The following is a 14,386-nucleotide window of genomic DNA, read 5'->3' as shown; positions in this document are numbered from 1 at the left end:
TCAGGCTCGGTGTTCAACGCTCACCTGTGCATAATCCAGAATACCGGGAACCGGTGCCGAGGGCTTGCGCACCGTGATGCGCAGCCAGACGATTTGCGGATAACGGGCACGCAGCGCCTTGGCGATGTCGTTCGCAAGCGCCTCTATGAGATACCGGCGCTGGCCGACGACGATCTTTTCGATGACCGCGAAAGCCACGCCATAATCGACGGTGTTCTCAATATCGTCGGTTTCCAGCGCGTCGCCCGCCTCGACCTCCATCTCGGCATCGACGAAAAAGCGCTGCCCCAACACCTCTTCCTGTTCAAGAAGACCATGACGGGCAAAGAAGGAACAGTTTTTCAGGATGATGGTATAGCGGCTCATCGCATCGCCTCCATGGCAGGACTGTTTCGCCGGAAAGCCGCACCCTCCTCGGGACATGACATTCCGGCACTCATTGATCTAGGCATCGGCCTTTGCCGACGCTTTGGCCAGAACCGCATCGGCGATTGCCAATGCATCACGCGTCGCGGCGACATTGTGCACACGAAAAATCGAAGCGCCGGCAAGCCTTAGGATCGCCGTCGTCGCAGCCGTTCCGATATCGCGTTCATCGGCCGCATCCCGGCCCGTCAGCGACCCGATAAAACGCTTGCGCGACGTGCCGGCAAGAACCGGCAGGCCAAAGGCGGCAAGCTCGCTGAAACGGGCCATCAGCTCAACATTTTCCCGTTCATCCTTGGCAAAACCAAAACCGGGATCCAGCACGACGGCATCGCGGGCAACACCCGCGTCCTCGGCGATCTCGAGCGAATGATTGAGGAATTCGAACTGGTCAGCGATGACATCGGCGAGCTTCTGCCGGTCGCGGCCGGTATGCATGATGCAGACGCCCGCGCGGGTGGCGGCGACCACGCCCGCCATTTCGGCGTCTTTCTGCAAACCGAAAACGTCATTGACGATATGCGCCCCTGCCGCGATGGCGAGCCGAGCCGTCGAAGCGCGGTAGGTATCGACGGAAATCAATACATCCGTCTCGCGGCGCAATTTCTCGATGACGGGCAGCACCCGATCCTGCTCCTCGGCTTCCGTTACCGCGGCAGCCCCGGGCCTGGTGGACTCGCCGCCGATATCGATGATGTCGGCTCCTTCTTCCACGCAGGTCAGCGCCTGGGAAAAAGCCGCATCGACGGCGAGATAACGGCCGCCATCCGAAAAGGAATCGGGCGTTGCGTTGACGATGGCCATAATACGGCCACGCCCATCAAGTTTCAGGGAGCGGCCATGGGCCGCTTGCCACGCGTTGTTGCCGGCTGTTATCACGTAACACGTGCCTTTCGGAATAACGGAGTGTTATGCCAATTCTTATAAGTTCCGCTCCGCCTATGCAGCAAACGTTTTTCAAGTTCAACCGGAAGGCCGGGTCATGACCAAATCATCACGTGCTCTTTGCGCCGCTTTGGCGGTCGCAGTCGCACTTTCCATCCCCGGACCGGCTTTTTCCGAAACCATCGTCCGCAAGACCTATTCCTATTTTTCGATCAGCGGCAAAACCGCCGCCGACCTCGACCAGCAGCTTTCCAGGCACGGCCCGCTGACCCGCAATACCGGCGCGCGCCATCCGGGCGCGACCGAAATCAAATTCGGCGGCGAACTCACCTATGTCGAGAAAAACGGCCTTTGCAGCGTCGGAACCGCCAAAGTGGTGCTCGACACCCGTATTCTCCTGCCGCAATGGAAAAACCGCCGCCGCACCACGGCGGAACTGGCCTTCATCTGGGATACGCTGCTTGCCGATATCAAGCGCCACGAGGAACGGCATGCCGAAATCGCCCGCACTCACGCCCGTTCGCTCGAAAGGCAGTTGACCGCGCTTCGCCCCCAGAAAAACTGTGAAACGCTGCAGGAAATGGTTGGCAAGATCACCCAGACGGTGATGGACGAGCACGACAGGGACCAGATGCGGTTCGACGTGGTGGAATCGCGAAATTTCGATGCCCGCATGACACGGCTCCTGAAAAACCGGCTCGAACAGGGACAGAGCCGCCGCTGAGAGGCCTGCGCCTTTCTTCCGACAAAGCTGAATGATTGGCCGATTGACGTTACGTGATGTCCGATCTCACCCGTGACTTCTGGTGATGGTGCGTCCGGCGAGACTCATTGTACGTTGTACGTACGGTTTCGGACCATCCTGTCTCAAAAGCTTTGATGGTCGCAGCCGCCTCCGGTTCTCCCGGTGCGCACTTGAGGGCTCGCAGGTGTTTCCTCCCTCGCCTGCATGCTGCGTACCCGCCTCGCCCCGCTCCCCGCTACCTTGGTGAGCGGGGCTTTTTCTGCCGCAAAGCCGTTTCGTCTCAGCCCTGGCGCTCAGGAACGTGAACGACGAGACCGTCAAGGTCGTCGCTCATCTTGATCTGACAGGAAAGACGCGAAGTCGGCCGCACATCGAAAGCGAAATCCAGCATGTCTTCTTCCATCGGCTCCGGCCCGCCAACGCGCTCCGACCAGGCGTCGTCGACATAGACATGACAGGTGGCGCAGGCGCAGGCACCGCCACATTCCGCGTCGATGCCGGGGATGGAGTTGCGCACGGCATTCTCCATCACGGTGGAACCGTTGCTCACGTCGAGTTCATGGGGCGTGCCGTCAAAGGCAACGATTGTCAGTTTTGTCATGCCGAAATCCAGAATGTGATCTAAGAACTGTTCTAAACACATAGAAAGGCCGGTTCGCCTTGGCAACCCGCTTGGAGGGCGCCCAGGGCCTCAACCGGCCTTGCGAAACCGCAATTTTGATGAGTTACGCCTCAGCGGCAAAGTTTCAGGATGAAATTTTCCGCCTCGACAATGGCGGCCGCAAGCTTTGCAATCGCGACGCTGTCATTGCCACCAGCCTCCACGGCGGCGGCAGCCACAGAAACATCAAAGGCGCCGACAGCCTGTGCTGCGCCCTTCAAACGGTGCGCTGTCGCCTTCACGCCCGTGTCGCCGGCGCCCGCCATTTCGTGCAGCGCGGCGCGCGCATTGCGGCTGAACAGTTGCAGCACCTCGATCTCAAGATCCTTGTCGCCCATCGTCTGACGGGCCAGATGATCGAAATCGATAGGCTTTTTTCCAGTGACCGGCGCGCCGCCGCAATTATCGGGCGCTTCGAAAGCGATACTGACTGCTGCCATGTCTCAAATTCCTGTCTTGCCGTTTCCTGTTTCGTGTCACATCTGTGTCGTATTCAGGCATCCTAACCGGTGCTATCGGCTTAAATTACGGCGTGACGCGGCTGAAAATCTTCTGCTATGGTTAATTTATGTTAAACTTATGCGAAACAAGGCGTTCAGCGTGAAACTCAGGTTTAAAAACTGTTAAAAAGCCGACACTTCGCCACCACCGCAAATCCGCATTAATTGTTTCGAACACCTAAATGTGTCACTACGGTACTGCTGTTGCTGCGAGGCCTAGGCACGAGCTTTGTTATTGCGGCACAGTGTTGTAATTTCGCCCGAAAGCTGGATCACCAGCATTCGGGATTTGGTAAGTGGCGGGATTGTTCTCTCATGGAGGGATATGTTCCGCTGGCATGATGGCGGCAGTCCGCCTGCATAGGCAGGCGGTCCAACGGCATGAAGCCGGGCGTATGTGTAACGAGGCGTAACCGCATGGCGAATAACAAGATCAGCGACTCTGTCGACGAGACTGCTTTCCAGGCATTGGAAGATGCCCTGCAGCTTGGCGCTTTCGAAGAAAAGCCGGAGACGCGGAAGACTGCAGCGCCGAAGCAGCCGGAGGCCAGAGTGAAGGAAGCCAGCAGACCGACCCCTGCTCCCGAAGTCGCGCGCACGCCTGTCGAACCGGCGCCGAAATCGCCCAATCTCGAAGCGGCCAATGACGGGTCCAAGCGCAGCCCGGCCATGATCCTCAAATCGCTGGAAGGCGGGTCCATCGGCGGCGCGCTTCGCAACGCCACGATCATGTCGGTCATATGGGCGCTCGGCGGCCTTGGCATCGCGCATCTTCTTTATGGCAATGCGCTCTGGAATATCGGTTCACTTTCCGACCTCGCCGCGATCCCCGGCCTGATGGCGATCGTCGTCGGCATTCTGGTGCCGGTCATGTTATTCTTCGCCTTCGCCATCATGATGGCGCGTGCCCGCGATCTGCGCAACGCCGCCCGCTCCATGGCGGAAGTCGCGCTTCGGCTTGCCGAACCCGAAACCGTTGCCTCTGACCGCATCATGTCCGTTGGCCAGGCGGTCCGCCGTGAAGTCTCGGCCATGAATGACGGTATCGAGCGCACCATTGCGCGTGCGACGGAACTCGAAACCCTCGTCCATTCCGAAGTCAATGCGCTTGAGCGCAGCTATGCGGACAATGAACTGCGCGTGCGCAGCCTCGTGCAGGAACTGACCGCCGAACGCGACGCAATCGTCAACCATGCCGAGCGCATCCGCTCCTCTATCGTCGGCGCGCAGGAACAGATCAAGGAAGAACTCTCCATCGTCGGCGAAGAGCTTTCGATGCGGATCGCCACGACCGGCGAGGCCTTCGCGTCGATGATCGACACACGTTCGGCGGCTCTCCTGGAAAAATCGCGCGCTTCGACGGAAGCGATGGGCAGCCTGATCGCTGCCAAGACCGAGAACCTGCTTCAGGCACTGAACTCCTCCGGCACGACGATTTCCAACGAATTCGACATGCGGCTGCATAATCTCACCTCGACGCTGGACGAACGCGGTGAAGTGCTGCTCGAACGTTTCGCGATCCATGCCTCGACGCTCGACAGCGGCGTGGAAAGCCTCAACAGCGCGCTTGAGGAACGCACCCGCCAGCTCAACGAGACGCTTTCCAGCCGCACGCTCGAGCTCAACCGCAATATCGAACGCGGCCAGCAGATCATCGGCGGTTCGCTGGATACCGTGCTCGACAAGCTCTCCACGACGCTTGAGGAAAAAGGCCTCTCCTTCCGCCAGAGCCTGCAGAGCACGGCCGACGACGCCATCATGGATCTCGATCTCCGCTCCGGCCTCTATGAGGAACGGATGCAGGCGACGGTGGGTCAGGTCAACTCGGCCTTCGATGAACACGTGGCGCAATTCGCCAGCGCCTTCGACCAGCGCGCCGGCAGCCTCGATAGCAAGCTGATGGAAAGCCTTGCCCGGATCAACGAAACCGTGGCGGGCGGTTCTGAAGCGCTAGACACCATGTTGAGCGCCGGTCTGGAACGCATCGGCACCACCATGACCGATCAGTCGCTGGCGCTCGCCACCGCGCTCGGCACGGGTCAGGAAATGCTGGAAAGCGCGCTTGAGGCCCGGACTCAGGCCTTCAGCGACGCGATCGGCCAGCGCACCGCCGAAATCACAGACGTCTTCGCCAATTCGCACGAGAAGATCGACGCCGTGCTGTCGGAACGCAGCAACGCCCTGTTCGGCGCGCTTTCGGCCAGCCAGAACCGTTTCGACGAAGCGCTCGCCAGCCGTTCCATGGCTATTACCGGCTCCGTCTCCGGCACGGCAGAACGCCTCGCTGCCATGCTCGACGAACGTGCAGCTGCGATCAACAACGTCGTCGCCGACGTGGAGCGTCGCCTTGCCGAAACGCTCGAAACGCGGGCCGCAGCCATTACCGGCGCAGTCTCCGGCATCGAGGACCGCATCTCCGACACGCTGGAAAGCCGCACGGCTGCCCTGCACGACGTCGTCTCCGGAGCCGAGAGCCGTATCGCCGAAACGCTTGATGGCCGCACGGCTGCGCTTTCCAGCACCATTTCCGGCGTCGAGGAACGTATCGCCGACACCATGGACAGCCGCACGCTGTCTCTCGATATGACCTTCGCCAATGTGGAGGAACGGCTTTCCGAGACGCTCGACAACCGCACCTCCGCCCTCACCGGCATCGTGGCGAGCGCCGAAGAGAAAATTGCCGGCGCGCTGGACAGCGGCACAGCCGCGCTCGGCGATGTGGTGGCGGGCGCCGAAACCCGGATTGCAGAAACGCTGGACGGCCGCACCGCAGCCCTCAACGCCGTGGTTTCGGGTGCGGAAGAACGCATCACGGATGCACTCGACAGCCGCACGATGGCGCTGGATATGGCCTTCTCCGGAGTCGAGGAAAAAATCACCGAAACGCTCGATACACGCACCGCGGTTCTCGGCGAGTTGGTGGCCAGCGCCGAAACCCGCATCGCCGGCGCGCTCGACAGCCGCACGGATTCGCTGAAGTCAGTCGTCTCCGGCGCGGAAGAGCGCATCACCGACGTCCTCGACAGCCGCACGATGGCGCTCGACATGAGCTTCTCGGGCGTGGAGGAAAAGATCGCGGATATTCTCGACGGCCGCACCGCCGCCCTGCACAGCGCCGTTTCCGGCGTGGAAGACCGCATTGCCAGCGCGCTGGACACCCGCACGGCGGCTCTTTCCGGTATCGTATCGGGTGCGGAAGAACGCATCGCCGATGCGCTCGACAGCCGCACCATGGCGCTCGACATGACCATTTCGGGTGTCGAAGAACGGATCGCCGAAGCCATGGACGCCAGGGCGTCATCGCTTTCGCTTGCGGCGGCCGGCGTCGGCCAACGCCTGGAAGCCACTGCTTTCACGCTTGAAAATGCGCTTGCCAGCGGCCATGAGCGGCTCGAAACCATGCTCGGCTCGCAGGCCGAGCGTATTGCCGGATCGCTGGAACGCAACAGCGGTCTGATCGAGCAGAGCGTTTCGGGCGCGGCCAACCGCATTGAAAGCGTCGTTGAGGACGGCAGCACCCGGTTTGCGCAGACCGTGGAAGAAGGCGTCTCGCGCCTCGAAAGCAATCTTTCGCAATCGCACGAGGACATCCGCAGCACGCTTGAGCAGCGTCAGGCGGAAATCGCGGCCACGCTCAGCTCCGCCACGACCCAGATGGGCGACATGCTCTCCGAGCAGGCGATGATGATCGGCACCACGGTCGCCTCCAGCGCCAGCATGCTTGAACTGTCGCTCGAAACCCAGCAGGAAACGCTGCAGAAGGCGATTGACGGTAGTGCGGCAACGCTGGAAGAGCGTCTTCGCAACAGCGCCGGCGATATCGCCGTCAAGATCGGCGAAGCCGCACGCGAAATCGGCGGCGCGACGGACGCGCTCTCCTCGAAAATCGAGACCTCTATCGGCAACGTCACTACTCGTCTCGACGAAACGGGCACCCGCATCGAAACCTCTCTCGATACGCTTCAGGCACGAGTCGGCGGCGATCTCGCCAATGTGAACACGTCGATCGAGGATGCCGGCCGCCGCTTCGCCGAGGCGCTGGAAGACAAGACAGCCGTCTTTGCGCGCACCAGCGATGAGGCCGCCGAGCGGATCACCGGCATCCTGGACGAGCAGACGACCCGCGTTGCCGACACCTTCGAAAGCCGCACCAGCCGCCTGGCCGAAACCTTCGATACCGGCACGGCCCGCATCGATGAGCGCCTCGGCACGATGGACCGCGCACTGACGATCGGTCTCGAAAACGTCAATCGCACCATCGAAGGCAAGGCCACCGATCTTGCTGTCGGCCTGCGTGGGGCGGTTACCTCTGCCACGCAAAGCATCGGCGACGAAGCTGCCCGTTCCTCCGCCCTGCTCGCGAAGTCCGGCGCGGAGTTCGCCGAACAGGTGCAGGCACAGAACGAGGCCTTTACCAAGGCCATCGAGGAACGCTCGGGTGAAATCGTCAACCGTATTTCGGATGCACAGACGCGCCTCTCCGGCCAGGCTGCCGCCGTGGCGCAGACCTTCTCCGAGGCGGGCAACATCATCGTCGACAAGGTTGCCGAGGCTGAAGCCGTTGTCCGCTCACAGGTTGGTGTCATTTCCGAGACTTTGACGGGTGTTGAATCCGCTCTCGACGCGCGCGGCGAATCGATCCGTTCGGCACTGGACAACCGCACCCGCGAACTCAACTCGATGCTGGCCAGCCGCTCCGCGGAGCTGTCGCGTCTTATCGAGGAAAAGGCAAAGCCTGTCGTCGACGAATATGCCACCATCGGCCGCGAAGCCGCCGAAAAGATCGTGTCCGCCGCCCAGCAGAGCGCCGAGCTTCTGTCGCAGAGCAATAGCGGCATGGTCGGCATGGTGGAGCAGGCAATCAGCGATTATGCCGCCGCCGGAACGGATGCGGCAAGCAAGCTGGTCGCAGCCACCCGCCAGAGCACCGACATGTTGTCGGAAACCCATACTGCAATGGCGGACGCCGTCGAACAGGGTATCGACAAATATGCCCGCGCCGGCAGCGAAGCAGCCAACAAGCTGGTTGCCGCCACCCGTCAGAGCACGGATATGCTGTCGCAGACCCATAACAGCATGGCCGAAATCGTCGAACAGTCGGCAACCAACTTCAATTCGGCCGTTGAGCGCGCCGCTCAGGGCTTCGGTGCAGCGGATGAAGCGCTGAATGCGTCTGCAGCCCGTTTCTCGGAGTCCGCGTCGCAGGCCGCCGACATGGTGTCCAGTTCCAGCCGTCTGCTGGAAGGAAAGATCGACCGTCTGTCGAATATTTCCGGCCAGACGCTGGCGCAGGTCGCTGGCATCGTCAGCCGCTTCGAAGAACATTCGAAGGTGCTGAGCCAGGCATCCGAGCTGCTGAATGCCGCCCAGTCGAGCCTCGTCGGCACGCTGGAAGAACGCCAGGATGCGTTGCGCAGCCTGTCTGTCGGCCTTGTCAAGCGTTCCGAGGAAATCGAAAGCGCCATGCGCAATGTCATTGGCGTGGTGGAAACCACACTTAACGAGGCTGAAGAGCGTTCGCAAAACGTCGCCGGCAACCTGCGTGAAAATCTGCAGGCTTCCTTCTCCGATATCGGCCGCTCGCTTGATGAAACCGAACAGCGCGCCCGTTCGGCGGCACAGACCATGCGGGGCGCCCTGCTCGCCGCCGGTCAGGATGCCAGCCGCTCGATCGAGAGCACGCTCTCCGACGCGCAGAAATACTCCGACGAGTTGGTCAACCGCCTGCGCGGCGGTGTCGAATCCTCTCTCTCGGAAGTCGACAACCTTCTCGGCAGTGCTTCCGAAAAATCCAATGCGGCCGCAGCCAACCTCAAGGAAACGCTGCGCGAGGCTGTCGAGGAAGCGGTGAGCCGCTTCGCCGGCGCGACCGATGAAATCCGGCGCTCAAGCCACGATATCCGCCGCGAACTTGACGCGACCCGCGCCGAACTGAAGCGTGGTGCCTTCGACCTGCCGGAAGAAGCCAAGGAAAGTGCGGCCGCAATGCGCCGCGCCGTATCCGAGCAGATCAAGGCGCTGCAGGATATTTCCCAGCTCGTCGGCCGCTCGACGCAGCAGATGGAAGTGTCCGAGCCGGTTGCCCGCGCCATCGCCGCAACCCAGCCGGCCGTCGAGCGCCGCGTAGAGCCGCGCCCGCAGCCCGCAGCCCCGGCGACGGTTCAACAGCAGCGCCCGGCGCAGCAGCAGCCAGCACCTGCCCTGCGCGGCACGTTGCCGCTCGAAAATCGCCAGGTCGAAAACCGGCAAGTCGAGAATCGTCAGGCACCCGCTCCGGCGCAGCCAGTCGCACCAAGCCAGGCGGGACGTCGCGAAGAAGGCGGCGGCTGGATCAGCGATCTGTTGCGCGGCGCCTCCCAGGAGACGCCCGCAGCCTCCGTACCGCGTGCCAGCACCGAGCAACAGCCGACCCGCGCAGCCGACACCCGTAATCCCCGTCACATGGTGGAATCGCTGAACTCGCTCTCCGTCGACATCGCCCGCGCCATCGATCACGATGCGTCGGTGGAACTGTGGCGCCGTTACCAGCGTGGCGAACGCGACGTCTTTACCCGTCGTCTCTACACGCTGAAAGGCCAGACGACCTTCGACGAGATCAAGCGCAAATATGAGCGTGAAGCGGAGTTCCGCACCGCCGTTGACCGCTATATCAACGATTTCGAAAAGCTGCTTGCCGATGTGGCCCGGACCGACCGCGACCGGACCGTGACGCAATCCTACCTCACCTCCGATACCGGCAAGGTCTATACGATGCTTGCCCATGCGGCGGGTCGGTTTAATTGATCTGAACGACACTGAAAGAAAAACCCCGGTGAAGACCGGGGTTTTTCTTTTGTGCGAGCCAGTTGCTTCGCCATCCTTTCACGCTACGTATTTGACCAGTATGGCCCGCATCAAATCTCGAACGTGCCTGATGCAACCCGCACCGCGTGGCCGCCGATGCGGGCGCGGCCGATTTCGCCGTCCTTGATGTCCATGCGCAGGTGGATGTGAGACGGTCTTTCCATCTCCACCCCCTGCTCGATCAGAAGCGGATAATGTCCGTCAGTCAGCCCGTCGAAATGGTGGATGGCGCCCGAAAGCGCGGCGGCGGCCGAGCCGGTTGCGGGGTCTTCGGCAATGCCCATATCCGGGGAGAACATACGGGCATGGAACTTTGCGGCGTGATTGACACCGCCGCGACAGTAAATATAGGCCGCCGTCAACAGCCCCTCAACCAGCGGTGCGGTGCGCAGCCACAGACCCGCGTCGAAATCCATATCACGCACTGCGGCGATATTATGCATCGGCACCAGCAGGAAAGGCACGCCGGCCGTCCAGATCGATGGCACATGATTTTCAAAACCGAGATGGCCTTCGCTGACACCCAGCGCATCGGCCAGGGCGGCATGATCGAGGGGCAGGTCCACCCTTGAAGATCTGCGCGGCAGATCGAATTCCGCAAAGCTGACGGCGCCGGCGCGCATTTTCACCGCGCAGCGCACGGGCCCCACCTTCTCCTCGAGTACGCAGACCATATCGATGTCGTCATCGCCATCCCCTCGATTGCGCTCGGCAATCGCTACCGCGGCGCCGACGGTCGGATGTCCGGCGAAAGGCAATTCACCCGAGGGTGTGAATATACGCAGGGAAGCCGCGTGCGCAGGGTTGCTGGAGCGATTGATGAAAACGGTCTCGGAGAGATTCATCTCCCGGGCGATGGCCTGCATCGTCCCCTGATCGAGGTCATCGGCTTCATACATCACCGCCAGCGGGTTTCCCGCCATTTTCGTCTCGGTAAATACGTCGTAGATATTGTAGTGCAGCGCCACACCCGTCTCCTGCCATTCGACACCTCGTCTGCCTTGCGCAAACTGCATCAGGCCGCCTTACACCGCAACCCTTGTTGCGACAGGAAATCAAGAAGCTGTGGAACGGCGCGGTTCAATGGCATGGCCGGGAGAACGTCTCCCCGCCCGAAAGGCCTTGTCGCCAGCGGTCGTCTTCATGTACCAAGGGTGCGTCTTGCGGCTTGCGACCGGAGGTCTTGAACGACTTTCGAAGATTGCGAACCGCTTCAACAGGTTACATTGCAGTCGCAGGCCGGGTCCCGGTCTTCGCCGTTGTCGAGGGAAGCGGATGTCGCATTCTACCTATTCACTATCCTTCGTAGCCTCCCCGACTGCGGAGGCGCAGGCGGCGCTGGAAGAGCTGAAAAGCGCTTATGGCAATACTCCGTTTGACGAAGCGGACGTCATCGTGGCTCTCGGCGGTGACGGATTCATGCTGCAGATTCTCAACGAGACGATGAATTCCGGCAAGCGTGTCTACGGCATGAACCGGGGCTCGGTCGGCTTCCTGATGAACGACTACCGGGTGGAAGGCCTCATCGAACGCATTGCGGTGGCAAGCGGCAACGATTTCCACCCCCTGCGCATGACGACGACGGATTCCGACGGCGACGAGTTTACGGCGCTCGCCATGAACGAAGTCAGCCTGTTCCGCCAATCGCATCAGGCTGCCAAGCTTCGGGTCGAGGTGGACGGCAAGGTGCGACTGGAAGAGCTGATCTGTGACGGCATGATGGTGGCGACGCCAGCAGGGTCTACGGCGTATAATTTTTCCGCCCATGGACCGATTCTGCCGCTGGAATCGCCGCTGCTTGCGCTGACGCCGGTCAGCGCTTTCCGTCCGCGGCGCTGGCGCGGCGCGCTTTTGCCGAATAAGGTCACGGTCGACATTCATGTTCTCGAACGCGACAAGCGCCCGGTGAACGCGGTGGCCGACCACACCGAGGTGAAATCCGTTCGTCATGTACGGATCGCACAATCGCAGGACAGGACGGCCAGAATTCTCTCGGATCCGGACCGTTCGTGGTCGGACCGGGTCCTCGCCGAACAGTTCAACAATTGAAGCCAACGATCGACAATGCCATGCAACTGACAAGAACCATCATCGCAGCCTGCCTTTTCGCCGCCGCCGTGCTTCCGGCGCGGGCGCAGACGGAAGCGATTGACGCGCTGCCGGTTTCGGCGATCTTTGTCACCAGCAGTGGCATGTGGGAAGATCGCAATCTTGAGCCGGTGAAGGAGCCTGACGGGCAGCTGCGGCCCCCACCTGCTTCACCAACGCGCGGCTATTACAAGGTCATCGCCATACGCCAGGGCGATGGTACGGCGAAAATTTATCTGCAGCGCATCGCCTTTACCGCCGAGGGGCCGAATCTTCTCGAAAATATCGAGCTTGAGGAATTCAGTCAGATGAAGTCCTATGTCACGGATATTCGTCCCGAAAGCTCGAATGGAGCGCCCGCCTCGCCCGGCCTTTTCGTGACGGTTTATCTCAAGACCGATCCGATGAGCAAGGAAGCGGAAAGCTGGACGATCCTGATCGACGAGCTGGGTGAGATGAAGGTCGAGAAGGCTTCGAACTAGCCCGTGATTGGCCGGTGGGCATTCGTCATGCGATAGTCTGGCTGTTCAACTCATGAGGGCCATGCAGAACTGCACCGAAATGATGCTTCCACAAGCGCGCGCCCAGTTCGCCGCTGCGGTCGAGACTCGAGCCGACCGTCAGCCACGGCAGAAGCGTGGGATGTAGTCCCGCATCGAAGAGCGTAAAACCGGCAGCCAGAACGCAGGTATCGGCCTGTATGCCGCAGACCAGCACGCGGTCGAGCTTCAGCGACAGAAGATAGTCGATGGCCTCCCGTGGCGGCGCATAGCCATGTTTGATGAAGATGCGATCGGCAACCACCAGCGACTCATCGTCCCTGCCCGGCTTCCAGCCCAGTTGCCGTTCAAATGGCGTCACGCTTTCGTCATGGCGTTCGACAGTCGCGAGGCTGGGCATGGTCTGCGCGAGACTGGATATCTCGGCAACCAGCGTTGCCGGAGGATTGAAGCTCGGCTGGACGTCGACGATATAGAGCGCCTGATTCATGCATCTCCTCCAATGAAAAACCCCTCGCAATGGGTTCGCGAGGGGTGATCTTTTTCAATCGACGCGCCTGGGGCCTCAGTCGATATCCGCCACGTCCACATCCGCACCGCCGCTGATGCGGTGGGCAAGAGCGGCTTCCATGAATTCGTTCAGGTCGCCATCCAGCACGTTGCCGGGCGCGGTGCTTTCCACGCCGGTACGCAGATCCTTCACCAGCTGGTAAGGCTGCAGGACGTAGGAGCGAATCTGGTGGCCCCAACCGATATCGGTCTTGGATGCCGCCTGCGCATTGGCAGCTTCTTCCCGCTTCTGCAGCTCCACCTCATAAAGGCGGGCGCGCAGCATGTCCCACGCCTTGGCGCGGTTCTTGTGCTGGGAGCGTTCCTGCTGGCAGGCGACGGCAATACCGGTCGGAATATGCGTGATGCGCACGGCCGAGTCCGTGGTGTTGACGTGCTGACCACCCGCACCGGACGAACGATAGGTATCAATGCGGCAATCGCTTTCATTGATATCGATCTGGATCGAATCGTCGACGACGGGGTAAACCCAGACGGAAGAGAACGACGTGTGGCGACGCGCGTTGCTGTCATACGGCGAAATGCGGACGAGGCGATGCACGCCCGATTCCGTCTTCAGCCAGCCAAAGGCATTATGTCCCTTGACGAGGATCGTCGCGGACTTGATGCCGGCTTCTTCGCCATCGTGGACTTCCAGAACCTCGACCTTGAAACCTTCACGGTCGGCCCAGCGGGTATACATGCGCAGCAACATGTTCGCCCAGTCCTGGCTTTCGGTGCCGCCAGCGCCGGAGTGCACTTCGAGATAGGTATCATTGCCGTCGGCCTCGCCTGAGAGCATGGCTTCCACCTGACGGCGGTTTGCCTCGCTCTTCAACGCCTTCAGCGCGTCTTCGGCGTCCTTGACGATTTCATCATCGCCCTCCATCTCGCCGAGTTCGATCAGCTCGATATTGTCCCGGAGCTGCTGCTCCAGCGCCTTGACGCCATTGATGCTGTCATCGAGCTGCTGGCGCTCGCGCATCAACTTCTGCGCCTCTGCTGCATCGTTCCAGAGGGTCGGATCCTCTGCCTTGTTGTTCAACCAGTCCAGTCGTCTTATCGCCTGGTCCCAGTCAAAGATGCCTCCTCAGCAGGCTTATGGCCTGCTTGATTTCGTCGACTACGTTCACGATTTCATTGCGCATTTCGCTGGTTCTTCACCTTCATTGAAACTCGTTGCTCAAAT

The 14,386-nt window shown here is 61.0% G+C and carries 11 protein-coding genes; 4 read left to right on the top strand and 7 right to left on the bottom strand.

Going from position 1 to position 14,386, the window contains the following annotated elements:
* Complete coding sequence (gene folB, locus AGR2A_RS08515; protein WP_003502532.1) at positions 1–366, bottom strand: dihydroneopterin aldolase; 366 nt, start codon at positions 364–366, stop codon at positions 1–3.
* Positions 367–444: 78 nt separating this feature from the next.
* A complete protein-coding gene (gene folP / locus AGR2A_RS08510; protein WP_080822658.1) occupies positions 445–1,230 on the bottom strand; it encodes a dihydropteroate synthase in 786 nt (261 codons plus the stop codon).
* A gap of 178 nt (positions 1,231–1,408) precedes the next feature.
* Here folP and AGR2A_RS08505 point away from each other — a divergent pair, with 178 nt between their 5' ends.
* Positions 1,409–2,035 (top strand): DUF922 domain-containing Zn-dependent protease, encoded by a 627-nt coding sequence (locus AGR2A_RS08505; RefSeq protein WP_072494324.1) that lies wholly within the window; start codon positions 1,409–1,411, stop codon positions 2,033–2,035.
* A gap of 301 nt (positions 2,036–2,336) precedes the next feature.
* On the opposite strand, the gene AGR2A_RS08500 is transcribed toward AGR2A_RS08505, so the two are convergent.
* Entirely contained in the window at positions 2,337–2,657 is a 321-nt protein-coding gene (locus tag AGR2A_RS08500) for a 2Fe-2S iron-sulfur cluster-binding protein (RefSeq protein WP_006697584.1), read from the bottom strand.
* A 131-nt stretch (positions 2,658–2,788) separates the two neighbouring features.
* The gene (locus tag AGR2A_RS08495) at positions 2,789–3,157 is read right to left on the bottom strand and encodes an Hpt domain-containing protein (RefSeq protein WP_006697585.1); all 369 of its coding nucleotides are present in this window, start codon (positions 3,155–3,157) and stop codon (positions 2,789–2,791) included.
* A 477-nt stretch (positions 3,158–3,634) separates the two neighbouring features.
* Here AGR2A_RS08495 and AGR2A_RS08490 point away from each other — a divergent pair, with 477 nt between their 5' ends.
* Positions 3,635–10,000 carry a hypothetical protein gene (locus AGR2A_RS08490; protein WP_072494323.1) on the top strand — a complete coding sequence of 2,122 codons (6,366 nt, stop codon included), beginning with the start codon at positions 3,635–3,637 and terminating at the stop codon, positions 9,998–10,000.
* 110 nt (positions 10,001–10,110) lie between these two features.
* Here AGR2A_RS08490 and AGR2A_RS08485 read toward each other — a convergent pair whose 3' ends face one another.
* Positions 10,111–11,028, bottom strand: a complete 918-nt coding sequence (locus AGR2A_RS08485) for a PhzF family phenazine biosynthesis protein (RefSeq protein WP_072494913.1) — start codon at positions 11,026–11,028, stop codon at positions 10,111–10,113.
* A 307-nt stretch (positions 11,029–11,335) separates the two neighbouring features.
* Here AGR2A_RS08485 and AGR2A_RS08480 point away from each other — a divergent pair, with 307 nt between their 5' ends.
* The gene (locus AGR2A_RS08480) at positions 11,336–12,109 is read left to right on the top strand and encodes an NAD kinase (RefSeq protein WP_022556066.1); all 774 of its coding nucleotides are present in this window, start codon (positions 11,336–11,338) and stop codon (positions 12,107–12,109) included.
* 20 nt (positions 12,110–12,129) lie between these two features.
* The gene (locus AGR2A_RS08475; RefSeq protein WP_072494912.1) at positions 12,130–12,630 is read left to right on the top strand and encodes a hypothetical protein; all 501 of its coding nucleotides are present in this window, start codon (positions 12,130–12,132) and stop codon (positions 12,628–12,630) included.
* Between the two features lie 25 nt (positions 12,631–12,655).
* On the opposite strand, the gene AGR2A_RS08470 is transcribed toward AGR2A_RS08475, so the two are convergent.
* On the bottom strand, positions 12,656–13,138 hold the full coding sequence (locus AGR2A_RS08470) for a cysteine hydrolase family protein (RefSeq protein ID WP_072494322.1): 483 nt from the start codon (positions 13,136–13,138) through the stop codon (positions 12,656–12,658).
* Between the two features lie 75 nt (positions 13,139–13,213).
* Positions 13,214–14,345, bottom strand: a protein-coding gene (prfB, locus tag AGR2A_RS08465; RefSeq protein ID WP_004441463.1) for a peptide chain release factor 2 whose coding sequence is annotated in 2 segments (ribosomal slippage) — positions 13,214–14,275 and positions 14,277–14,345 — 1,131 coding nt in all. Because the reading frame shifts where the segments join, the coding sequence is not laid out codon by codon here.
* Positions 14,346–14,386 lie beyond the last annotated feature (41 nt).

Source organism: Agrobacterium genomosp. 2 str. CFBP 5494 (assembly GCF_900013495.1).
Taxonomy (GTDB): Bacteria; Pseudomonadota; Alphaproteobacteria; order Rhizobiales; family Rhizobiaceae; genus Agrobacterium; species Agrobacterium pusense.
Note: the sequence above shows the minus strand (reverse complement) of the source record. Positions and strands in the feature narration are given on the sequence as shown.